This is a genomic window from Pseudoalteromonas sp. 2CM39R (assembly GCF_023161845.1).
In genome coordinates this window covers 1-23160 of sequence record NZ_JALNTM010000029.1, presented here as the reverse complement: position 1 = coordinate 23160, position 23160 = coordinate 1, and the positions used below count along the sequence as shown (strand labels likewise).

General features: G+C 40.1%; 23 protein-coding genes. 22 read left to right on the top strand and 1 reads right to left on the bottom strand.

The genetic code is table 11. The annotated features are described in order from the left end of the window. Positions 1-275 precede the first annotated feature (275 nt). From rpmH to MTF66_RS34345, 22 genes are all read left to right on the top strand, one after another. Complete coding sequence (gene rpmH, locus MTF66_RS34450; protein ID WP_008112968.1) at positions 276-410, top strand: 50S ribosomal protein L34; 135 nt, start codon at positions 276-278, stop codon at positions 408-410. A 7-nt stretch (positions 411-417) separates the two neighbouring features. Continuing rightward, positions 418-843 (top strand): ribonuclease P protein component, encoded by a 426-nt coding sequence (gene rnpA, locus MTF66_RS34445; protein ID WP_008467046.1) that lies wholly within the window; start codon positions 418-420, stop codon positions 841-843. A gap of 126 nt (positions 844-969) precedes the next feature. Beyond that, entirely contained in the window at positions 970-1245 is a 276-nt protein-coding gene (gene yidD, locus MTF66_RS34440) for a membrane protein insertion efficiency factor YidD (protein ID WP_024601490.1), read from the top strand. 8 nt (positions 1246-1253) lie between these two features. Then, complete coding sequence (gene yidC / locus MTF66_RS34435; RefSeq protein WP_248530018.1) at positions 1254-2891, top strand: membrane protein insertase YidC; 1638 nt, start codon at positions 1254-1256, stop codon at positions 2889-2891. Positions 2892-3022: 131 nt separating this feature from the next. Beyond that, positions 3023-4387 carry a tRNA uridine-5-carboxymethylaminomethyl(34) synthesis GTPase MnmE gene (mnmE, locus tag MTF66_RS34430; RefSeq protein WP_010392700.1) on the top strand — a complete coding sequence of 455 codons (1365 nt, stop codon included), beginning with the start codon at positions 3023-3025 and terminating at the stop codon, positions 4385-4387. Between the two features lie 944 nt (positions 4388-5331). Then, entirely contained in the window at positions 5332-5781 is a 450-nt protein-coding gene (gene mioC / locus MTF66_RS34425; RefSeq protein WP_008112109.1) for an FMN-binding protein MioC, read from the top strand. 428 nt (positions 5782-6209) lie between these two features. Beyond that, positions 6210-8099, top strand: a complete 1890-nt coding sequence (gene mnmG, locus MTF66_RS34420) for a tRNA uridine-5-carboxymethylaminomethyl(34) synthesis enzyme MnmG (RefSeq protein ID WP_008112111.1) — start codon at positions 6210-6212, stop codon at positions 8097-8099. A 15-nt stretch (positions 8100-8114) separates the two neighbouring features. Next, a complete protein-coding gene (gene rsmG, locus MTF66_RS34415) occupies positions 8115-8735 on the top strand; it encodes a 16S rRNA (guanine(527)-N(7))-methyltransferase RsmG (RefSeq protein ID WP_008112113.1) in 621 nt (206 codons plus the stop codon). Positions 8736-8749: 14 nt separating this feature from the next. Next, the gene (locus tag MTF66_RS34410; protein ID WP_008112117.1) at positions 8750-9535 is read left to right on the top strand and encodes a ParA family protein; all 786 of its coding nucleotides are present in this window, start codon (positions 8750-8752) and stop codon (positions 9533-9535) included. A gap of 20 nt (positions 9536-9555) precedes the next feature. After that, positions 9556-10482 carry a ParB/RepB/Spo0J family partition protein gene (locus MTF66_RS34405; RefSeq protein ID WP_138623587.1) on the top strand — a complete coding sequence of 309 codons (927 nt, stop codon included), beginning with the start codon at positions 9556-9558 and terminating at the stop codon, positions 10480-10482. Between the two features lie 142 nt (positions 10483-10624). After that, on the top strand, positions 10625-11005 hold the full coding sequence (locus MTF66_RS34400) for an ATP synthase subunit I (protein ID WP_008112121.1): 381 nt from the start codon (positions 10625-10627) through the stop codon (positions 11003-11005). Between the two features lie 15 nt (positions 11006-11020). Further along, positions 11021-11878: a F0F1 ATP synthase subunit A gene (atpB, locus tag MTF66_RS34395; RefSeq protein WP_008112123.1), complete on the top strand. Its 858-nt coding sequence runs from the start codon at positions 11021-11023 to the stop codon at positions 11876-11878. 58 nt (positions 11879-11936) lie between these two features. Beyond that, on the top strand, positions 11937-12179 hold the full coding sequence (gene atpE, locus MTF66_RS34390) for a F0F1 ATP synthase subunit C (protein WP_008112128.1): 243 nt from the start codon (positions 11937-11939) through the stop codon (positions 12177-12179). A 41-nt stretch (positions 12180-12220) separates the two neighbouring features. Then, a complete protein-coding gene (gene atpF / locus MTF66_RS34385; RefSeq protein ID WP_008112130.1) occupies positions 12221-12691 on the top strand; it encodes a F0F1 ATP synthase subunit B in 471 nt (156 codons plus the stop codon). A 16-nt stretch (positions 12692-12707) separates the two neighbouring features. Beyond that, the gene (atpH, locus tag MTF66_RS34380) at positions 12708-13241 is read left to right on the top strand and encodes a F0F1 ATP synthase subunit delta (protein WP_008112132.1); all 534 of its coding nucleotides are present in this window, start codon (positions 12708-12710) and stop codon (positions 13239-13241) included. A gap of 14 nt (positions 13242-13255) precedes the next feature. Next, positions 13256-14797 (top strand): F0F1 ATP synthase subunit alpha, encoded by a 1542-nt coding sequence (gene atpA / locus MTF66_RS34375; RefSeq protein ID WP_008112134.1) that lies wholly within the window; start codon positions 13256-13258, stop codon positions 14795-14797. 59 nt (positions 14798-14856) lie between these two features. Beyond that, positions 14857-15717 carry a F0F1 ATP synthase subunit gamma gene (gene atpG, locus MTF66_RS34370; RefSeq protein ID WP_008112136.1) on the top strand — a complete coding sequence of 287 codons (861 nt, stop codon included), beginning with the start codon at positions 14857-14859 and terminating at the stop codon, positions 15715-15717. Between the two features lie 33 nt (positions 15718-15750). Further along, the gene (gene atpD, locus MTF66_RS34365) at positions 15751-17136 is read left to right on the top strand and encodes a F0F1 ATP synthase subunit beta (RefSeq protein WP_008112138.1); all 1386 of its coding nucleotides are present in this window, start codon (positions 15751-15753) and stop codon (positions 17134-17136) included. A 13-nt stretch (positions 17137-17149) separates the two neighbouring features. Continuing rightward, on the top strand, positions 17150-17572 hold the full coding sequence (locus MTF66_RS34360; protein ID WP_008112140.1) for a F0F1 ATP synthase subunit epsilon: 423 nt from the start codon (positions 17150-17152) through the stop codon (positions 17570-17572). A 297-nt stretch (positions 17573-17869) separates the two neighbouring features. Continuing rightward, positions 17870-19228, top strand: coding sequence for a bifunctional UDP-N-acetylglucosamine diphosphorylase/glucosamine-1-phosphate N-acetyltransferase GlmU (gene glmU / locus MTF66_RS34355; RefSeq protein WP_138623589.1), 1359 nt, complete (start codon positions 17870-17872; stop codon positions 19226-19228). Positions 19229-20239: 1011 nt separating this feature from the next. Further along, the gene (locus tag MTF66_RS34350) at positions 20240-20845 is read left to right on the top strand and encodes a DUF1240 domain-containing protein (protein WP_138623591.1); all 606 of its coding nucleotides are present in this window, start codon (positions 20240-20242) and stop codon (positions 20843-20845) included. A gap of 151 nt (positions 20846-20996) precedes the next feature. Continuing rightward, complete coding sequence (locus MTF66_RS34345; RefSeq protein WP_138623593.1) at positions 20997-22781, top strand: choice-of-anchor I family protein; 1785 nt, start codon at positions 20997-20999, stop codon at positions 22779-22781. Between the two features lie 155 nt (positions 22782-22936). Here MTF66_RS34345 and MTF66_RS34340 read toward each other — a convergent pair. After that, positions 22937-23160, bottom strand: a 224-nt coding sequence (locus MTF66_RS34340; protein ID WP_248530017.1) for a hypothetical protein, incomplete at its 5' end; no start/stop codon positions are given.

Below are 23160 nucleotides of genomic sequence, written 5' to 3'. Positions count from 1 at the left end.
ACAAAACTGGCAGCAGATCGCGACCACAATTTACGATCTAATTTACTTTTCCCATGCTTTTATTCACTTTTTATACAGGGGCTGTGGAAAACTTCTTATTTATGATGATCCTATCGGATCATGAAAATTGATCATAAATAAACATGCTTTACGCACTCTATTATGATTGACTTTTCGTCACTTCATCTATAATATCTCGCGCTCGCAATGGCACCTGTGCCAGGATCGCGACCTGCATAGGATGTTTTAACTTTAACCGATCGGATGAGATTGTTATGAAAAGAACTTTTCAACCTAGCGTTTTAAAACGCAAACGTACACACGGTTTCCGTGCTCGTATGGCAACTGTAAATGGCCGTAAAGTATTAGCTCGTCGCCGTGCTAAAGGCCGCAAAGTTCTTTCTGCTTAATTTATAAGTGGAAGACTTTAGCTTTGGCAGGGAGTTACGTCTGTTAACTCCCTCGCATTACTCTCGCATATTTAACGAACCCGCTCGGGCTGCAACTCCTTTCTTTACTTTATTAGCAAAACCAAGTGACCAGTCAAAACCTAGGTTAGGCCTTACTGTTGCTAAAAAACGTGTAAAAAAGGCATGTCAACGAAACCGTATTAAACGTCTTGCTCGCGAAAGTTTTCGTTTAAATCAACACACACTCGATAATATTGATATTGTGTTGATGGTTAAAAGTGGCATTGATGAACAGTCTAATGAAGAATTAACCAAACAACTTACAAAGCTGTGGCGTAAGATTAATGAACGCTGCAAACCTGGTGCCCCTAAACCGCCACCATTTAAAAAACGCCCAAACAAATCAGCTAAATCGACTAAACAAACCCAATAGCAATAGAATTACAGGGTTAATTAAGGTATCTTTAGCTCACCTTTTAATCATGCGTTTAAAATCTCATAGTGAGTCTTTAAATACATGGTATCTATTCACTAAACATAACGTAGGGGCATGTACAACATGAGGTTACTTAAACCACTTGCTGCTTTACCAACACGTTGTTTAGTTTTATTTATCCGCGGTTATCAAAAGTGGATTAGCCCGCTATTAGGTCCGCATTGTCGTTTTAATCCAACATGCTCTAGTTACGCTATTCAAGCAATTAATTTGCATGGATCGGTAAAAGGGAGTTGGTTAGCTGTTAAACGCATATTAAAATGCCATCCTTTACATTCAGGCGGAGACGACCCCGTTCCTGAAAAATTAACCCGTATTAACCACCAACACGAGAAATAAGAGCTGTTATGGAATCGCAACGCACGTTTTTATTCATCGGCCTAATGCTAGTGTCGTTTTTATTATTTCAAGAGTGGAATAATGACTACAACACACCAAAAGCCGATCCTAGTGCCACTACACAAACACTAAAAGCAAATTCACCAGAATCAGATGATTATGTTCCAGCTTCATCAGACTCAGGTTTACCTGCTTCAACAACTTTAGCTAAACGCTCAGTCATTGATATTACGACTGACGTGTTCAAAGTTAAAATTGACACCAAAGGCGGTGACATTGTTGAAACAGACTTACTTCAGTATGAAGAAGTAAAAGGCAAAGAAACACCTTTTATGCTGCTGGGTGAATTTGATGGTAATCAATACTTTTCACAAAGTGGTTTAATTGGTTTAAATGGCCCAGATGCATCTGCAAATGGTCGTCCTACTTACCAATCAGAACAAACTTCTTATACTTTAACGGGTGATGAACTTCGTGTTCCTCTTCAGTTTACTGATAGTAACGGTGTAAGCTTTACTAAGACTTATGTATTCAAAAAGGGTCAGTATGATGTTGGCTTAGAATATAAAGTTAACAACACCACTAGCTCGCCAGTACAAGTTCAGCTTTACACACAAATAAAGCGTACCGTACAAGAAAAAGGCAGCATGGTTGATCAAAACTATTTAGGGGCTGCATACGGTACTGATGAAGAACCATACGAAAAGTATAGTTTTTCAGATATGGCCGATAAAAACCTAAACATAAATACCCAAGGTGGTTACGTTGCCTTTATTCAGCATTACTTTGTAAGTGCTTGGGTACCAATGCAAGATCAAGCGAATACACTTTATAGTTTAATCACTAAAAGTAACGCGGCTATTATTGGTGTTAAAGACGAAGCGGTAAATGTTCAAGCTGGTAGTGAGCAAACACTTACTGCAACTTATTACATGGGCCCTAAAGAGTCAGATATACTTGAAGCGATTCACACTGACCTAGACTTAACCGTTGATTACGGTTGGTTATGGTTTATCTCTCAGCCGTTATTTGTACTATTAAAATGGTTACACAGCATTTTAGGTAACTGGGGTGTAGCAATTATTGCCATCACTATTATTGTTAAATCATTAATGTACCCACTGACTAAAGCACAGTACACCTCAATGGCTAAAATGCGTGCATTACAGCCTAAGATGAAGGCGCTAAAAGAAAAGTATGGCGATGATCGTCAAAAATTCGGCCAAGCGACGATGGAAATGTACCGTAAAGAAAAAGTAAACCCTATGGGTGGCTGTTTCCCTATTTTACTGCAAATGCCAATCTTCTTAGCCTTGTTCTATGTATTCTTAGAGTCTACAGAACTTCGTCACGCTGAATTTGTACTTTGGCTAACTGACCTTTCTGCGCAAGACCCATACTACGTATTACCAATCTTATTTGGTTTGAGTATGTTTGTTACACAAAAACTACAACCTATGACGGTTACCGATCCAATGCAGCAAAAAATGATGACCTTTATGCCGGTTATCTTCTCTGTGTTCTTCTTATGGTTCCCATCTGGTTTAGTACTTTACTGGTTAGTGTCTAACCTTATCTCTATTGTCCAGATGTTAATCATCTACCGTGGCATGGAAAAGAAAGGTATTAAAGTAAGGGGCGATTAATCCTCCCTACTTATATAAAGGCGACTTAGGTCGCCTTTTTTATTGCCAATTTTTTATAACAGCATTCGCGAGTGCCTATTTGATAGGTTACAATACCGCCATTACGTTATTTAAGTTGGCAAATAAACCGCATGATCAATCACGATACAATTGCAGCACAAGCCACTGCCCCAGGCCGAGGCGGTGTTGGTATTATTCGCGTTTCAGGAAACCTAGCCAAACAGGTTGCTGAAAAAATAATTGGCAAAGTCCCTAAAGTTCGCTATGCCGACTATGTGCCATTTAACACCCTTGCAGGTCAGCAACTTGACCAAGGTATTGCGATTTACTTTGCCGGCCCACACTCATTTACCGGTGAAGATGTACTCGAACTTCAAGGCCATGGCGGCCCTGTTGTGCTTGATATGCTACTTAAAGAAATTAGTAAAATAGACGGTGTACGTTTAGCAAAGCCTGGTGAATTCTCTGAGCGTGCGTTTATGAACGACAAGCTTGATTTAACTCAAGCAGAAGCAATCGCCGACTTAATTAATGCAACCAGTGAGCAAGCGGCTAAAAGCGCCCTACAGTCACTTCAAGGCCAATTCTCTAAACACATAGAAACCTTAGTTGAAAAAGTCATTCACTTGCGCATGTACGTAGAAGCGGCTATTGATTTTCCTGATGAAGAAATCGATTTTTTATCAGACGGAAAAGTGGGCGGTGATTTAAATGCCATTATTGAGCAGCTTAATGCCGTAACCAATCAAGCCAAACAAGGCAGCATAATGCGCGAAGGTATGCGCGTCGTTATTGCTGGTCGCCCTAATGCAGGTAAATCAAGCTTACTTAATGCATTGGCAGGGCGAGAAGCGGCCATCGTAACTGAAATAGCTGGCACCACTCGTGACGTATTACGTGAGCATATACATATAGATGGTATGCCACTGCATATAATCGACACCGCAGGCTTACGAGAAAGCCCAGATAAAGTTGAGCAAATAGGTATTGAACGTGCCTGGGATGAAATAAACCAAGCCGATCGGGTATTATTTATGCTTGATGGTACCGATACAACTGATACCGATCCACATGCTATTTGGCCTGAATTTATGGCTAAATTACCCCAAGGTATGGGCGTAACCGTGATCAGAAATAAAGCCGATTTATCGGGTGATACGGTTGGTATGGATCAAGAGCAACAATATCCGGTCATCAGTTTAAGCGCTAAAAATGCTGACGGTATAGAACTAGTGCGTGAGCACTTAAAAGCCTGCATTGGTTTTGATGGTGCCACAGAAGGTGGCTTTATGGCACGCCGTCGTCACTTAGATGCACTGGAACACGCAGCCTATCACTTAGATACCGGTAAAACACAATTAGAAATGCACGTGGCCGGTGAAATCCTCGCTGAAGAACTACGTTTAACACAGCAGTATCTTAACGAAATAACTGGTGAATTTACTTCTGATGATTTGCTTGGCAAAATTTTCAGCTCGTTCTGTATCGGTAAATAGTTGAACTAATAATTTAATCATTAAGGACACCTAGGTGCCCTTTTTAATGTCCTACTATTTTTAATATCGACTCGCCAAAATGTATTTTAATAACTCACTTTAAAAACCAAACAGACTAAAAAATATAGCTAAATTGCACCAATATTAGCCTCCATTCATGTTTAAAAATGTGTTTAAGGCAGATGAGCTAAACCTATAATCACACCAAACAACAGATAAGCTACCTACATTAATAGTAAAAAATTAAGCTTATTTCGCCCTAAAAGAGAACCTATTACATTAGCTTTTCAAGCTGGAGCATAGGTAATTATCAAACCATAAAAATAAAACGTACCTAAAAAGTAAGTTTGATCGCCCACTCCACCAGCAAAATATAGTTAATTTCTTAGTTTAAATTGATGAAAATTATTTTTTTGCAGATCAGTTATCCACAATTAGGGTTTTATTGCCTTGAAAATGAGTTAAAAGCGATAAAAAGTAAAAATATGCTGTGTTTAAATAAGCTAAATAGCGATTTTTAGAAAATAAAAATGGATTTTTAGTCTGATCTGCATAAATAGATCATTTTTTAAAATTATTTTCGATCCCAACTTTAAGTTATCAACATGCTTTGTATCCACACTAAGATCAACACGCCTTTATCTATAAATTTGTACTAGCTGGTGGTTAACACTCAATATAAAATCAATAACTTAGCAAATTATTAATAATATTGGTTTTTAGTTAAGCAGAGCTTTCCCCAACCTTATCAACAACTTGATCAGAAGATTACATTTAAAGATATTTTGTTAAATCATTAATAATCAATAAGTTAAGCAAGCAATTAATACCAAGGCTTAAATTACCACAAAAATAGTTATACAAAATAACACTCTTAACTTTACTGTTATACTCACTGAGCTATCATAGGCAGCAATTAAAACTAATAGTGATCAGCCATATTCATGAGTTCAGTAAATATTATCGTTGGTAGTCAAATGGGATCCGCTGAGTACGTTGCAGAGCAGTTAAATGATGCACTTAACAACCAAGGGATTAATAGCCAACTACATGATCAACCTGAATTTAATGAAATAGATCAACAAAATACTATTTGGTTAGTTTGTACATCAACCTACGGTGCGGGTGATTACCCTGACAACCTGATTGGTTTTATCGAACAAGTATCTCAAGTGGATGATCTTTCACATTTAAAGTATTCGGTTATTGCACTTGGCGATACTAGTTACGACACTTATAACCTTGCAGGGCGAAATGTAGATACTCTTTTAAGCCAAAAAGGCGCTGTAAAAGTAGCACAACGTTTAGAGCTTAATATTCTTGATGAAGCACTGCCCGAAGATACGGCCTTAGCTTGGTTAGACTCATGGATAGCACAGACAGGTTTAAAATAGAAAGATCAAGCGAAAAGTTATAAATAAAGTTACCCACAATTTGCTAATAATTTAATAAGTTTTGTGGATAAACACTGATTAAACTGCTTTTTTAGCCATGCTTATCCATGGGATAAGATCGAGACTTGATCGGCCTGTGTATAACAGCCTGTTTTGATCAGAGCTTATTTGCCTGAAGATCCGATCATACTAACACCTTTAGATCCGATCTAATTATATGTTTTTAATCATGATCTAAAGCTTATCAACAGAAAAACCGATCAGTAGTAGTAATAGTATTAAAAGATCTCTTTAAAAGATCCTTTATATTATTAGAGATCACTTACTTAGATCTTGAGCACTGTTTAATCATTTATCTTCTGCTAATTTCTAGGTAGAATACGCTCCCTTTTGAAGTTTACTGGTTTGATTTAAGTAGGATCCCATTAATGATTTTTCACGAAAATTTTGACGTTATCGTAGTAGGTGGTGGACATGCAGGCACTGAAGCCGCATTGGCAGCTGCCCGTATGGGGATGAATACCCTGCTGCTGACTCACAATATGGATACCCTTGGTCAAATGTCTTGTAACCCAGCAATTGGTGGCATTGGCAAAGGCCATCTGGTTAAAGAAATTGATGCCCTAGGTGGCGCAATGGCTCAAGCTATTGACAAAGGCGGGATCCAATTCCGCACGCTTAATTCTTCTAAAGGCCCTGCTGTACGAGCGACGCGTGCACAAGCGGATCGTGCCTTGTACAAAGCGGCTATTCAAAACACACTTCAAAACCAAGAAAACTTAAAGATTTTTCAGCAATCATGTGATGATCTAATCGTTGAAAATGATCGTGTAACCGGTGTGGTGACACAAATGGGTTTACGTTTTAGTGCACCTAGTGTGGTACTAACCGTGGGTACATTCTTAGGCGGTCAAATTCATATCGGCCTTGAAAATTTCAAAGGTGGCCGAGCTGGCGATCCGCCTTCAATTGCCTTAGCTGATCGCTTACGTGAATTACCATTTAGAGTAGATCGTTTAAAAACCGGCACGCCACCGCGTATTGATGCCCGGACTGTTGATTTTAGTAAAATGCAAGAACAACCAGGTGATGCACCAACACCGGTATTCTCATTTATGGGTAAACAAAGCGACCATCCGCAACAAATTCCGTGTTACATCACTTACACCAATGAAAAAACACATGATGTTATTCGCAAAAACTTACATCGCTCACCTATGTACTCAGGTGTTATCGAAGGAATAGGCCCACGTTACTGTCCGTCTATTGAAGATAAAATTGTCCGTTTTGCAGATAAAGATAAACACCAGATATTTGTAGAGCCAGAAGGTTTAACGTCATACGAGTTATACCCTAACGGTATTTCAACTAGCTTACCGTTCGATGTGCAGTTAGAAATTGTGCAATCGATCACCGGCTTTGAGAACGCACACATTTGTCGTCCTGGCTATGCTATTGAATATGACTTTTTTGATCCACGCGATTTAAAACAATCATTAGAAACAAAGTTTATTGATGGCTTATTTTTTGCTGGTCAAATTAATGGTACTACCGGTTACGAAGAAGCGGGTGCGCAAGGTCTGATCGCAGGTATGAATGCAGCATTACAAGTACAAGGTAAAGAGTCGTGGACACCACGTCGTGATGAAGCCTATGTTGGCGTACTGATTGACGACTTAGCAACACTGGGTACAAAAGAACCGTACCGTATGTTTACTAGCCGCGCTGAATACCGTTTGCTACTTCGTGAAGACAACGCTGATATTCGTTTAACTGAAAAAGGTCGTGAACTAGGTCTAGTTAACGATGAACGTTGGCAAGCATTCAACGAAAAAATGGAAGTGATCGCTAAAGAGAAACAGCGTATTAAAGATACTTGGATCCATAAAGATCATGCCATGGTTAATAAAGTAAACGAATTACTAAAAACGCCACTTGTGCGTGAAGCCAGCTTAGAAGAGTTACTGCGTCGTCCAGAAGTGCGTTATAACGACTTGATGGCGATTGAAGGACTCGGATCTGAGTTCACTAATCAGGCCGCTCTAGAACAGGTTGAAATTCATACAAAGTACGCAGGTTATATCGCGCGTCAACAAGATGAGATCAATAAGCAGCTTCGTCATGAAGAAACAATCCTACCAAAAGAGTTTGATTATAAAACCGTCTCTGGTTTATCAAACGAAGTAGTTGCAAAGCTAATTGATGCTCGTCCAGACACTATCGGCCAAGCTTCGCGTATTTCTGGTATCACCCCAGCGGCGATTTCGCTATTATTAGTGTATCTGAAGAAGCAAGGCTTGTTACGCAAAACTGCGTAACGGTAAAGGTACATTGTGTTACAGCAACAATTAACAACTTTGTTAGCGCAAACTGATATTGCGCTAACACAAAAACAACAGCAACAACTTGTCCGCTATGTTGAATTACTCGATAAGTGGAATAAAGCCTATAACTTAACCTCGGTACGTTTGCCTCAAGAAATGATGGTTAAACATATAATGGATAGCTTAGTTGTTGCTCCTCACTTGACCGGTCATCATTATATTGATGTTGGCACAGGTCCTGGTTTACCGGGCATAGTGTTAGCTATTGCCTTACCTGAAACGCAGTTTGTATTATTAGATAGTTTAGGTAAACGTGTACGTTTTTTAATGCATGTTAAACATGAGCTTGGTCTTGATAATGTCACCCCGGTGCAGTCAAGAGTTGAAGAATATCAACCAAGTGTTAAATTAGATGGCGTACTAAGTCGTGCATTTGCATCGTTACAAGATATGATTGACTGGTGCTCGCACTTAATTGATCATTCAGGTAAGTTCATTGCACTTAAAGGGGTATTTCCAAGTGAGGAATTAGACTCACTCCCTACAGGTGTTAAGTTTGAGCAAAAAATTGCATTAGAAGTACCGGATTTAGATGCACAACGACATTTAATAATTCTTTCTAAAGACTAGGGATCAGAGACACTGTGGCAAAAGTCATCGCATTAGCAAATCAAAAAGGTGGAGTAGGTAAAACTACCACTGCCGTTAATCTCGCTGCATCTATGGCTGCAACGAAGCGTAAAGTGCTGTTAATAGATCTCGATCCGCAAGGCAATGCGACCATGGGCAGTGGCGTCGACAAATATGGTGACGTCCCTACTATCTATGACTTGCTCATAGAAGATAAGCCTATTGATGAAGTGATTATTAAAGAAACCTCAGGCGAATATCATATGATTGCTGCAAACGGTGATGTGACCGCTGCAGAAGTTAAGCTGATGGAATTATTTGCGCGAGAAGTACGTTTGCGTAACGCGCTTGAAAAAATACAAGATCAATATGAGTTTATTTTTATAGACTGCCCGCCTTCTTTAAATATGTTAACCGTTAATGCCATGGCCGCTGCCGATTCTATTTTAGTACCTATGCAATGTGAATATTATGCATTGGAAGGATTAACAGCGTTAATGGACACGATTACGCAACTTGCTAAGTTAGTTAACCCTAACTTACAGATTGAAGGCATACTTCGTACTATGTACGATCCGCGTAATCGACTAGCAAATGATGTATCAGAACAATTAAAACAACATTTTGGCGATAAAGTATACCGTACGGTGATCCCACGTAATGTTCGACTTGCAGAAGCCCCAAGTTTTGGTGCCCCAGCAATGTACTACGATCGAGCATCAAGTGGCGCGAAAGCATATTTAGCTCTCGCTGGTGAAATGCTACGCAGAAAAGAAAAAACAACTCCCGTTGTCGCCTAACTTTGAGGTAAAAAAATAACATGTCTGCTAAAAAACGAGGTTTAGGCCGAGGACTCGATGCGCTTTTAAGTTCATCTAAACCTGCACCAAGCGAAGGCAAGGAACAGGATACTGCTAACGTAACCAGCGCAGTTGAAAATGCAGCGCAGCCTAGTAACAGTGAATTACAAAAACTACCGATCGAGCTTTTACACTCAGGTAAGTACCAACCTCGTAAAGACATGTCTGAAGAGGCACTCGAAGAACTCGCCAGTTCGATACGCTCACAAGGAATTATTCAACCTATCGTTGTGCGCCCTGTTGCGCATAACAGCTATGAGATTATTGCCGGTGAACGTCGTTGGCGTGCTGCACAAATTGCTAAACTTGAGTTTGTACCCTGTATTATTAAAGACGTACCTGATGAAGCTGCCGTTGCTATTGCTCTGATTGAAAATATTCAGCGTGAAGACTTAAACGCTATGGAAGAAGCGATTGCACTTAATCGGTTGCTTAATGAGTTTGAGTTAACGCATCAACAAGTGGCTGATGCCGTTGGTAAATCACGTACGACCGTGACTAACTTATTACGCTTAAATAATCTAAATAACGATGTAAAAATTTTGTTAGAGCATGGTGACATTGAAATGGGCCACGCACGTTGCCTGTTAGCACTTGAAGGCGAAGTGCAATCAGACGCAGCCCGTTTAGCTGTTGCAAAGGCATTGACCGTTCGCGAAACAGAAAAACTAGTACGCTCTATTTTAGAGCCAGCTCCAGCAAAAGAAGTAGTAGAAAAAGACCCAGATGTTAAACAGTTAGAGCAGCAGCTTGCTGATAACCTAGGGGCAAAGGTAGAAATAAATTACAACAAAAAAGGCAAAGGGAAGTTGGTTATTTCTTACACTAATCTTGACGAGTTAGACGGTATTTTAAACCGTATCAATCAAGACTATTCCCACCATTAATTCATTGGATGTCTAAAAAGGGACATTTACAGCGATTTTGTGTTACAAAGCACCTACTCAAGTTGCAAAACTGGCAGGATTAAGTATAATTTCGCCAGTTTTCATACCCTGACAATTAGAGCGTCATAAAGGTTAATTAAAAGTGACTAATAAGTTAGCGAGCCCGTATAGGCTTGCCGCATTAAAATTAATTTGCCTTCAGGGATTTGTAGCCCTTTTAGCTGCACTAATAATTTTTATAGGTTGGGAAACCAATGCCGCACTTTCAGCTCTAGCTGGTGGCGCAGTCGCAGTACTTCCTAACTTTGTATTTGCGCTTTATGCATTCAGATATATGGGTGCAAGTCGAGCAAATCAAGCGTATGCCTCGTTAAAACGCGGCAACGGATTAAAATTTATGCTAACAATCGTTTTGTTTGCACTAATGCTAAAGCTTTATCCGGTAGTACTGCTACCTTTCTTTTGTGCTTATGTGTTGGTGTTGTTTACAGGATTGTTTACACCCGTTTTTTTTAAACATTAACTTTTGGGATATAACATGGCTGCAGAAGAAGTTACTCTATCTAGCCATATTCAGCACCACTTAACCAATGCTAAGATGTGCTCGACCGACGCTGGTCTTGCCTTCAATAAAGCATGTACGGATAGTGGCTTCTGGACATGGCATATAGATACCCTCGCATGGTCTATCGGACTAGGTCTAATATTTTTATGGATCTTCCGTAGTGCCGCAAAAAAATCAACTCTGGGTGTACCTGGAAAACTTCAATGTTTCATTGAAATGGTTGTTGAGTTCGTTGGCGACAATGTACGCGATACCTTCCATGGTAAAAGTAAGCTAATTGCACCATTAGCATTAACAATATTCGTTTGGATATTCTTAATGAACTTAATGGATTTAATCCCAGTTGACTTCCTACCTGCATTTGCTGGCTTTGTTGGCGAAACTGCATTCGGTATGGATTCACACGACGTATACATGAAAATTGTACCAACTACAGATATCAACATGACAGCTGCACTTGCGCTGGGCGTGTTCATTCTAATGATTGGTTACTCAATTAAAATCAAAGGTATCGGCGGTTTTATTAAAGAACTAACACTTCACCCGTTTAGTTCAAACAATACAGCTATGCAGATTCTTTTAATCCCATTCAACCTATTACTAGAACTTATCGCATTGGTTTCTAAGCCGTTTTCACTGGCTCTGCGTTTGTTCGGTAACTTATATGCAGGTGAGTTAATCTTCATCCTTATAGGTGCTGTAGGTTTAATGCAACTACCGTTGCACTTTGTGTGGGCTGTATTCCATATCTTAGTAATCGTATTGCAGGCATTCGTATTCATGATGCTTACAATCGTATACCTAAGCATGGCAAGTTCAGATAATCACTAATTACTATATTTACAATTTTACTTTTACTTTTAATACAATTGAAACTTTGGAGAAATAAATGGAAGCTTTAGAATTATTAAACGGCTTAAAATACATCGCAGTAGCTTTACTTATCGGTTTCGGTGCAATCGGCACAGCAATCGGTTTTGGTAACATGGGCGGTAAATTCCTTGAAGCATGTGCACGTCAACCTGAGCTAGCACCATCGCTACAAGTTAAAATGTTTATCCTTGCTGGTCTAATCGATGCTGTAGCAATGATTGGTGTTGGTATCGCGATGGTATTGTTGTTCGTACTTTAATTTTATTTTTTGAACAGCTTACTATTTAAGGAGGAGCGGTTGTGAACTTAAACGCCACTCTTATCGGTGAATTAATTGCGTTTACGGTGTTCGTATTATTTTGTATGAAATACGTATGGCCACCACTAAACGGTGCAATTGAAGCTCGCCAGAAGAAAATCGAAGATGGTTTAGCTGCCTCTGATAGAGCCGAGAAAGACTTAGAACTAGCGCAACAGAAAGCTGCAGAACAGCTTAAAGATGCAAAGGCTCAAGCGGCTGATATCATTGATCAAGCTAAAAAGCGTGCCGTGCTAATTGTTGACGAAGAAACTGTTCGTGGTCAGCAAGAGCGTGAAAAAATTATTGCTCAAGGGCACTCTGAAATTGAATCAGAGCGTAACCGTGTGACAGAAGAGCTACGTAAGCAAGTAGCAACTCTGGCAGTGGTTGGCGCAGAAAGAATTTTAGAGCGCGAAATCAATCAAGCCGCACATAGTGACATCGTTGAAAAACTTGTCGCTGAGCTGTAATTAGGAGGGTATGAGCATGTCTGAATTGACTACTATCGCTCGCCCATACGCTAAAGCGGCTTTTGAACTTGCCGTTGAAAAAGGCGCTATTGAAAGCTGGAATGACATGTTGTTCTTTGCTGGCCACGTTGCCAGCAATGAACAGGCATCTACCATTTTAGCTGGATTGCCTACTGCTACCGCACAAGCTGAGTTATTTATTAACTTATGTGGTGAGCAGCTCAACGAACAAGGTCAGAACCTAGTTAAGGTGATGGCTGAAAATGGACGTTTGATTGCACTACCTGAAGTTGCTCATTTATTTTCTGCTTTAAAAGCAGACTATGAAAAAGAAATCGATATTGATGTGATTTCGGCAACACCTCTTGCTGCAGCCCAGCAAGAATCATTGGTAGCGGCACTTGAAAAACGTTTCGCACGCAAAGTTAAGCTGAATTGTAGTGAAGACGCTACAGTAGTTGGCGGCCTTATTATTAAGGCAGGCGACACTGTAATTGACGGCTCTTTACGCGGTAAATTAAATCGCTTAGCCACAACACTACAATCGTAATTGGGAAAAAGAGCATGCAACTTAATTCCACTGAAATTTCAGATCTGATCAAACAACGTATTGAGAAGTTCGAAGTTGTAAGTGAAGCTCGTAACGAAGGTACAATTGTATCTGTTACTGACGGTATCATTCGCATCCACGGTCTAGCTGACTGTATGCAAGGTGAGATGATTGAGCTTCCTGGCAACCGTTATGCTATCGCACTAAACCTTGAGCGCGACTCAATTGGTGCAGTAGTAATGGGTCCTTACGCTGACCTTACAGAAGGCGTAAAAGTATACACAACTGGTCGTATCTTAGAAGTGCCTGTTGGTGCGGGTCTACTTGGTCGTGTTGTAAACACGCTAGGTGCTCCTATCGATGGTAAAGGCGCTTTAGATAACGACGGTTTTGAACCTGTAGAAAAAATTGCACCAGGTGTAATCGAGCGTCAATCAGTAGATGAGCCAGTACAAACTGGTTACAAATCTATCGATGCGATGATCCCAGTTGGTCGTGGTCAGCGTGAGCTTGTTATCGGTGACCGCCAAACAGGTAAAACTGCACTAGCAATCGATGCAATCATCAACCAAAAAGACACAGGCGTTAAGTGTGTGTACGTAGCGGTTGGTCAAAAAGCATCTACTATTGCTAACGTAGTACGTAAATTAGAAGAGCACGGTGCACTTGCAAATACTATCGTAGTTGTAGCATCTGCTTCTGAATCTGCGGCACTTCAGTACTTAGCACCGTTCTCGGGCTGTACTATGGGTGAATACTTCCGTGACCGTGGTGAAAACGCATTAATCGTATATGATGATTTATCTAAGCAAGCTGTTGCTTACCGTCAAATCTCATTGCTACTTAAGCGTCCACCAGGCCGTGAAGCATACCCAGGTGACGTATTCTACCTTCACTCGCGTCTTTTAGAGCGTGCATCACGTGTAAACACTGATTACGTAGAAAAGTTCACTAATGGTGAAGTGAAAGGTAAAACAGGTTCATTGACGGCATTGCCTATCATTGAAACTCAAGGCGGCGACGTTTCTGCGTTCGTACCGACAAACGTTATCTCTATCACCGATGGTCAGATCTTCTTAGAAACTGACTTATTCAACTCAGGTATCCGTCCGGCAGTAAATGCTGGTATCTCGGTATCGCGTGTTGGTGGTGCTGCACAAACTAAAATCGTTAAGAAACTAGGTGGCGGTATCCGTCTAGCCCTAGCTCAGTACCGTGAATTAGCTGCGTTCTCGCAGTTCGCGTCTGACCTTGATGATGCTACTCGTGCTCAACTTGAGCATGGTGAGCGTGTAACAGAGCTAATGAAGCAGAAACAGTACGCGCCAATGTCTGTTGCTGAAATGTCTTTGTCGTTATTCGCAGCTGAGAAAGGTTACTTGCAAGACATCGAAATCTCTAAAATCATGGATTTCGAAGCGGCATTACTTTCTTTCGCAAATAGCACATACGCAGAGCTTATGGCTCAAATCAATGAAACTGGTAACTACAACGCCGAGATCGAAGCGCAGCTTAAAGAACTTCTAGAGAAGTGCAAGTCTACGCAAACTTGGTAATTTAGTTATTAATGGTGTGCTTTATATCCTAAAGCACACCTTGATTCGGAGAGAGAGTCATGGCCAGCGGAAAAGAGATTAAAAGCAAGATCGGCAGTATTAAAAATACTCAAAAGATCACTAGCGCAATGGAAATGGTTGCTGCGTCTAAAATGAAAAAGGCGCAAGAACGAGTGGCTTCAAGCCGTCCATACGCTGAAAAATTACGAAAAGTGATTGGTCGTGTTGCTCAAGCAAATCTTGATTTTACTCACCCGTTCTTAGAAGAACGTGAAGTAAAACGAGTTGGTTATATTGTTATCTCTACTGACCGTGGTCTATGTGGCGGCTTAAACTCAAATGAGTTTAAGAAAGTTGCATTAGACATTAAAGCGTGGAAAGAGAAAGGCGTAGATGCTGATTTTGCTACTTTAGGTAGTAAAGCAGCTGGCTTCTTTCAACGTTTTGGTGGTCAAGTGCTTGCTAAAAAAGCAGGTCTTGGAGATAAGCCTTCAGTACAGGACGTAATTGGTCCGGTAAAAATAATGCTAGATGCATTCTCTGAAGGTAAAATTGACCGTTTATTCCTGGTATATAACAACTTTGTTAATACCATGAAGCAAGAGCCAATAGTAGATCAGTTACTCCCTTTGCCAAAAGCTGAAGAAGAAGTATCTACACATGCGTGGGATTACTTATATGAACCAAACCCAGAGGCTATTTTAGAGTCTTTGTTAGTACGTTTCATTGAATCTCAAGTATACCAAGGTGTAGTTGAAAACGCTGCCTCTGAACAGGCTGCCCGCATGGTTGCAATGAAAGCTGCAACTGATAATGCCGGTGACCTTATGGATGAGTTACAGCTTGTATATAACAAAGCTCGCCAAGCAGCAATCACACAAGAAATTAGTGAGATTTGTTCTGGTTCAGCAGCAGTTTAATGCTTCAGGCAAAGATTAACGAGAGGAATAGACATGAGTTTAGGTAAGGTCGTCCAAATTATCGGCGCCGTTGTGGATATCGAATTTCCACAAGACAGCGTGCCAGCCGTATATGACGCGCTAAAAGTAACAGATGGCGATTTAGCTGGTTTGACTTTAGAAGTTCAACAGCAGCTAGGTGGCGGTGTGGTACGTACTATCGCACTAGGTACTACAGACGGTTTACGTCGTGGTGCTTCAGTAGAAAACACAGGCGAAGCAATTCAAGTTCCAGTTGGTACTAAGACCCTAGGTCGTATCATGAACGTACTTGGTGAGCCAATTGATGAAGCAGGTCCAATCGGTGAAGACGAGCGTATGTCTATCCACCGTGCAGCACCTACTTACGAAGAGCAATCAAGCTCAGTTGAGCTTTTAGAAACGGGTATCAAGGTAATCGACCTTGTATGTCCATTCGCTAAAGGTGGTAAAGTTGGTTTATTCGGTGGTGCCGGTGTTGGTAAAACCGTAAACATGATGGAACTTATCCGTAACATCGCAATCGAGCACAGCGGCTACTCAGTATTCGCAGGTGTTGGTGAGCGTACTCGTGAGGGTAACGATTTCTACCATGAAATGAACGATTCAAACGTACTTGATAAAGTATCGCTTGTATACGGTCAGATGAACGAGCCACCGGGTAACCGTTTACGCGTAGCGTTAACAGGTCTTACTATGGCTGAGAAGTTCCGTGACGAAGGTCGCGACGTACTTTTCTTCGTAGATAACATCTACCGTTATACACTTGCGGGTACAGAAGTATCAGCACTTCTTGGTCGTATGCCATCAGCGGTAGGTTACCAGCCTACACTTGCTGAAGAAATGGGTGTACTTCAAGAGCGTATCGCATCTACTAAGACTGGTTCAATTACTTCAATCCAAGCGGTATACGTACCTGCGGATGATTTAACGGATCCATCTCCAGCAACAACGTTTGCTCACTTAGATGCAACAGTGGTACTTTCACGTGATATCGCATCACTAGGTATCTACCCAGCGGTAGACCCTCTTGATTCATCTTCACGTCAGCTTGATCCACAAGTAATCGGTGAAGAGCATTACGGTATAGCGCGCGGCGTTCAAACAGTTCTTCAGCGTTACAAAGAACTTAAAGACATCATCGCGATTCTAGGTATGGACGAGCTTTCTGACGAAGATAAGCAACTTGTATCTCGTGCACGTAAAATCCAGCGTTTCCTATCTCAGCCATTCTTCGTGGCAGAGGTATTTACAGGTGCGCCAGGTAAATACGTTTCACTTAAAGACACAATTGCAGGCTTCAAAGGTATCTTAAACGGTGAGTTTGATGATATGCCAGAGCAAGCGTTCTACATGGTTGGCTCTATTGAAGAAGCTCAAGAAAAAGCCAAAAGCATGTAATTAGGAGGGTAGTATGGCAGCTATGACTGTACATCTTGATGTAGTAAGTGCTGAAGAGAAATTATTTTCTGGTTTAGTAGAATCTATTCAAGTATCTGGTAGTGAAGGTGAGTTAGGTGTTAATGCCGGTCACGCCCCACTACTAACTGCCCTTAAACCTGGTATGGTACGTTTAGTTAAGCAATTTGGTGAAGAAGAACTCATCTATATTGCTGGCGGTACACTAGAAGTTCAACCGAACATAGTAACCGTACTTGCTGATACAGCTGTTCGTGGTGAAGACCTGGACGAGAAAGCTGCAGAGCAAGCTAAACGTGACGCTGAAGCCCAAATGGCAAAAGGTGCATCTGCTGAGCTTGATTACAATCAAGCCGCAATGCAACTAGCTGAAGCAATTGCTCAGCTACGCGTTATTCAGCAATTACGTAAAAAGTAAGCCTATCTGGTTTTTAAAAGCCCACTTTATGTGGGCTTTTTTGTGCCTGATGATAAATCCTGTCGCTATTTGTAAATAAATTAATCGTTATGGCTAATATCTCTTCATTATTACTTATATCTACGCAAGATCCTCGCTACAATAACCCTATTCTATTAGGTGTTACTTTGCTTAAGTTAAGATTCAGTAGTCATTGCTTAGCCTACTGAGTATTTGCACATGATGTGACTTACGTAATCTACTTTGCAGCACACTTATTCTATTAAGCTAAAACAACGGAAAAAGGAAATTGTTTTAATGGCTCTAACAACGGTTATTCTTGCAGCGGGTAAAGGTACCCGTATGCGCTCTGCTCTCCCTAAGGTACTGCATAAAGTGGCAGGTAAACCTATGGTGCAACATGTTATCGATAATGCCAATGCGCTAGGTGCTACATCGACTAACTTAGTTTATGGTCACGGTGGCGAACTATTACAACAACAATTAGCCGATAATAACGTAAACTGGGTGCTGCAAGCTGAACAGCTAGGTACAGGCCACGCAGTGGCACAAGCTAACCCACATATAAATGACGACGACACCGTACTGGTTTTATACGGTGACGTACCTTTAACAAAGCAATCTACACTTGAACGCTTATTAGCAGCGACACCTAAAAATGGCTTAGCAGTATTAACCGTTAATTTAGCAAATCCAAATGGTTATGGGCGTATGCTGCGTGTTGATGGCAAGCTAGTGGGTATTGTTGAGCAAAAAGATGCCAATGCAGAGCAGTTACTTATTAACGAAGTAAACACCGGCATTATGGCGGTTAATGGTAAGCTTTTAAAAAGCTGGTTAGGTAATTTATCCAACAATAATGCCCAAGGTGAATACTACCTAACAGATATAGTTGCTATGGCGCATAGTGAAGGCGTAGAAATTACATCAGCACAGCCTGATCACCCAATGGAAGTTGAAGGTGCAAATAACCGCGTACAACTTGCAGGATTAGAGCGTGCTTACCAAGCATGGCAAGCAGAAGAACTCATGCTAAATGGGGCCACCCTTGCTGACCCTGCACGTATTGACGTACGTGGCGACGTTAAAACAGGTGAAGATGTCCTCATCGATATCAACGTTATTTTTGAAGGTACAGTAACCTTAGGTAATAACGTACAAATTGGTCCTAACTGCGTACTTAAAAACTGTAGCATCGGCGATAATGTTATTATTAAAGCTAATACACTAATTGAAGATGCATCAGTTGCGGCTAAATGTACACTCGGTCCATACGCCCGCCTTCGCCCTGGTGCAGTAATGGAAGAAGACTCGCACATTGGCAATTTTGTCGAAATGAAAAAAACCCGTTTAGGTAAAGGCTCTAAAGCAAACCACTTAAGTTACTTAGGTGATGCTGAAATTGGCGAAAAAGTGAATATTGGCGCAGGCACAATTACCTGTAACTACGATGGCGTGAATAAAGCCAAAACTATTATTGGCGATAATGCCTTTATAGGGTCTAACTCGTCACTGGTTGCGCCTGTAAACATTGGTGCTACAGCAACTGTGGGCGCGGGCTCTGTTATTACCAATACCGTCGCGGATGATCAGCTAGCTGTAGCACGTGGCAAGCAACGTAATTTAGATGGTTGGAAACGTCCTGTTAAAAAATAGTAATGACCATTACTTATTAAATATTTAAAGCGAGTTTTATAACTCGCTTTTTTATTGCCTAAATATTCTTAATTAATTAGACTATTAGATAATGGATTAAAATATAACTCAAGGAAGTGTTACATGTCAGCTTATGCTCGCCGGGCAATCGTTGAAAGACAACGCCAAAGCCAAATAAAAAGTATTTTATCAGGTAATAGTCTATTCATTATTTATAAGCTTTAATAAAGCACTGAGTGAAGACCCTTATGGAGTATTCGGTGCATTATTTGGGGTTCCGAGCATAAAAATATTATGAAAATATTTAAATGGGAAAAAGCAAGTAAGAGTGGCAGAAACCTCGCTTTTAAAGAATTATGTATAAACTTGTTAGGGTCTATCGTAATTTGCATTCTTTGCTTTGCTCTAATTTATACCGTCATCTCAGAAATTAGTTTACTGGAAGCTGTTGGGTCTAGTTATTTTATTAAAGAAAAAAGTGGAAAGGTTCTTTTACTTTTTTTCCTTTTCCTTTTCCCTTTTTCTTTATTTTTTTTAGCTTCTATTCAGAAGTTATTAAATTATAAATCTGAATACTTAATGACAGGCTTTGTTAAAGGGTTGTTTATTGCATTACCTTTATTTCTTTTGCTAGTAATCCCTTTCAACTTGTATATAGAGTCATATATAAAAAGCAATGGCTATACTTATTGTAATTGGTATACCAGTCCACATTCAGAGGTCCCGATGTTTGGTTAAAAAATGACGAGTTATGCTTACAAGATGGTTCTGTAATCACTAGTGATATTTATGATTGGTTTGAAATGCATAATGAAAAAGGAATTGAGCCAACACTTAATGAACTTGAAGTTTTTATACAAGAAACTAGAGCAGAGTATAATCGTTAAAATTAACTCAAAATTGCTGCAGTCGTTTTTATTTAAAATAACCAGCTAAGCTAAATAATTTTATAAAGGGATTTTTCTGGCTTCCAAAGGTAAATTTAACCCTAATAAAAATGAGCTATAAACAATGTCTATTTTAGAATGGAAAAAATCCGAAGAACGTTTTACAGAACAAAGCTTCGAGCATAAATTAACTGTTGTGATAGGCCTGTTTGCTTTTATATTTTTTACAATTGCTTTATTTTATTTCTCTTATTATGGGTATGTTGAAAATGTTTATTTTGATGAGTCGCTTTATTATATTCGAGAAAGCGGCTTGTTGGCTCCGATAATAGTAATGGCTCCATTTCCTGTTTTAATGACAATTGCAGGTTTACAAAAAGTATTGAACTTCCGCAATGAAAAAACAGTAAGGTTAATGGTAAAGCTTATGCTGCGCGCAATACCTTTATATATAATTTTATCTATTGTTAATAGCTTTTACATTGAGTCTAAATTAACACGTGAGAGATATAGCTTTTGTAATTGGTATACCAGTCCATCATTCAGAGGTCCCGATGTTTGGTTAAAAAATGATGAGTTATGCTTACAAGATGGCTCTGTCATAACCAGTGATGTTACCGATTGGTTTGAACAGAAAAATCAACAAGGTATTGAGCCTTCCGTTGATGAGTTAAAAAAGTTTATTAAAATAACTCGAAAAAGGCGCGATGATTATATAAATAATATGTAGTGGCCAGTCTGATTAAATAAGCTAACCCCCACAAAAAAGTGAGTTTCATACTCGCTTTTTTATTGCCTAAATATTCTATAAATAAAAATGCCATACAGTTGTCATCCTTGTGTGTTGATATTTAACGAATACAACACTAAGGAAAATAATAATGTTAAACAAATCAATAATAGCCCTTTCTTTGCTATCACTATTAACTGGTTGCTCACTAGATGGTGATGACGGCCAAGATGGCGTACAGGGTGTACAAGGTACCGCGGGTAATAATGGCGAAAACGGCACTAATGCAAATTCAGCTTTAAATATCAATCTTATTGGCCGCGCAGTACTCAATGCACAAAGCCCGGAAGGTGCAGCTGAAATAGTCGCCTACCAAGCCTCTAAAAAATGGATTTATGCCATTAATAGCTCTGGTGATGAAGCTGTTGTGAATATCATTCCTGCCGATACGTTCGACACTGCGGCATTAGTAAAAGATAACGAAGGTATTGTAACCGCGACCAATTTAGCCTCTGCCATTACGCTCTCACTAAATGAAAATACGCCTGGCGATGCAAACAGCATAGCTATCGATGCGAATAACCAATTATTAGCGGTAGCAATGGCTGCTACAAGCGTGGGCGAAGCTGGCCAAATAGCGTTTTACAATATTAGCGGAGATACACCAGTATTTATTAAAAATGTAACAGTAGGTGCCCTACCCGACATGGTGGCATTTAGTCATGATGGTGCAAAAGTAGTGGTTGCTAATGAAGGTGAACCTAATGGCGACTACAGTATCGATCCCGAAGGCACTATTAGCATTATCGATATCACTAACGGCACTATTGCCGATAACGCTTTGAGCATAAACTTTCAAGATTACAATAATAAGCAAGCTGAATTAGAAGCGCAGGGTTTAGTGTTTGCCAATCCCACTGGACGTACTATTAATGGTAATTTAATAAATACCACCGTCGCTATGGATTTAGAGCCAGAGTATGTGAGTATTTCCAAGGATAATAAATACGCCTATGTCTCTATTCAAGAAAATAACGGCCTAGCTATCATCAACCTTGAAGATAATTCCCTTGAGCTAAAAGGGCTCGGTTTTAAAGATTGGTCAAACTTACAATTTGACGCTTCAGACAAAGACGGCGGTGTTAACTTTAAATCATACCCTGGTTTATATGGCATGTATCAGCCAGATACAATTGCAAGTTTTAGTTGGAAAGGAGCCAACTTTATTGTATCTGCCAATGAGGGTGATGCACGCGAATACTTTTTTGATGCCAGCGATGAAGCTGATTGTATAGCCAAGGGCGGCCTTGATTATGACGCTAAAGATGGGTGTTTGGCATATATAGATGAAAGCCGCGTAGAAGATCTAGCTCTCGCAGCTAACTTCGATTACTTAAATAACGATGATAACGACATTGGTCGTTTAAAAGTTACAACAGTAAAAGGTGATAAAAATAACGATGGCCAATACGAATCTCTTTATGCCTATGGCGCACGCTCATTTACCATTTGGGATAGCAATGGGCTGGTGGTGTTTGACTCAGGCGATCAAATTGCACGAGTAACCGCTTCTGTTCATGGTAACGCGTTTAATAACAACGAAGATGAAAACAAAGGCGATACACGCTCAGATGATAAAGGGGCAGAACCCGAAGCGCTAACATTAGGTAAGGTTGGCGATAGGTTGTTTGCTTTTGTTGGCTTAGAGCGTATGAGCACAATAATGGTGTTTGATATAACCAACCCTTACGATGTGAAATTTCAAGACTACTTCTATAATCGTGGTTTAGAACCAAGTGCAGATATAAGTGGCGACCTTGCTCCTGAAGGAATGACATTTGTTCCTGCAGCGCAAAGTGCAACAAACGAAGCACTGCTTATAGTAGGTAATGAAATCTCAGGCTCAATTGCCGTATGGGAAATAACAACTCAGTAATTAATAAAGTGTTATGTAAAAGCGATTAGCAGTTATCTATAAATCGCTTTTACTTCCTCCCCCTCTTGCAATCATGCCTTGTGTGAATGAATTTTAATCAAAAACAGCTCTGTAGCCCTTTGTTTGTATGGTTACTGTACTAAATTGAAATTAATTTAATAAAACTGAAATAAAGCATTGACCCTCTCCAGAATATCCCTATAATGCGCATCCACTGACCCGGCAGGCAGCAATGAAAAGCGCTGAACAAACGGTAAGTGAGTCGAGTAAAACTTAGCTTTCAAATCTTTTAAAAGAAACTGAAAATTAAGTGTTGACAAAAAAATAGGAAAGCGTAATATGCGCAGCCCTAGCGAGATAAAGTTTAACGCTTTAATCG

Bases quoted from the DNA above. Each gene is read 5' to 3' on its own strand.
- yidC (WP_248530018.1), top strand. From the start codon at position 1,254: ATGGAATCGCAACGCACGTTTTTATTCATCGGCCTAATGCTAGTGTCG.
- mnmG (WP_008112111.1), top strand. From the start codon at position 6,210: ATGATTTTTCACGAAAATTTTGACGTTATCGTAGTAGGTGGTGGACAT.
- MTF66_RS34345 (WP_138623593.1), top strand. From the start codon at position 20,997: ATGTTAAACAAATCAATAATAGCCCTTTCTTTGCTATCACTATTAACT.
- atpA (WP_008112134.1), top strand. From the start codon at position 13,256: ATGCAACTTAATTCCACTGAAATTTCAGATCTGATCAAACAACGTATT.
- glmU (WP_138623589.1), top strand. From the start codon at position 17,870: ATGGCTCTAACAACGGTTATTCTTGCAGCGGGTAAAGGTACCCGTATG.
- MTF66_RS34350 (WP_138623591.1), top strand. From the start codon at position 20,240: ATGTCTATTTTAGAATGGAAAAAATCCGAAGAACGTTTTACAGAACAA.
- atpD (WP_008112138.1), top strand. From the start codon at position 15,751: ATGAGTTTAGGTAAGGTCGTCCAAATTATCGGCGCCGTTGTGGATATC.
- MTF66_RS34360 (WP_008112140.1), top strand. From the start codon at position 17,150: ATGGCAGCTATGACTGTACATCTTGATGTAGTAAGTGCTGAAGAGAAA.
- MTF66_RS34405 (WP_138623587.1), top strand. From the start codon at position 9,556: ATGTCTGCTAAAAAACGAGGTTTAGGCCGAGGACTCGATGCGCTTTTA.
- atpG (WP_008112136.1), top strand. From the start codon at position 14,857: ATGGCCAGCGGAAAAGAGATTAAAAGCAAGATCGGCAGTATTAAAAAT.
- atpH (WP_008112132.1), top strand. From the start codon at position 12,708: ATGTCTGAATTGACTACTATCGCTCGCCCATACGCTAAAGCGGCTTTT.
- mioC (WP_008112109.1), top strand. From the start codon at position 5,332: ATGAGTTCAGTAAATATTATCGTTGGTAGTCAAATGGGATCCGCTGAG.
- yidD (WP_024601490.1), top strand. From the start codon at position 970: ATGAGGTTACTTAAACCACTTGCTGCTTTACCAACACGTTGTTTAGTT.
- atpB (WP_008112123.1), top strand. From the start codon at position 11,021: ATGGCTGCAGAAGAAGTTACTCTATCTAGCCATATTCAGCACCACTTA.
- atpE (WP_008112128.1), top strand. From the start codon at position 11,937: ATGGAAGCTTTAGAATTATTAAACGGCTTAAAATACATCGCAGTAGCT.
- mnmE (WP_010392700.1), top strand. From the start codon at position 3,023: ATGATCAATCACGATACAATTGCAGCACAAGCCACTGCCCCAGGCCGA.
- rpmH (WP_008112968.1), top strand. From the start codon at position 276: ATGAAAAGAACTTTTCAACCTAGCGTTTTAAAACGCAAACGTACACAC.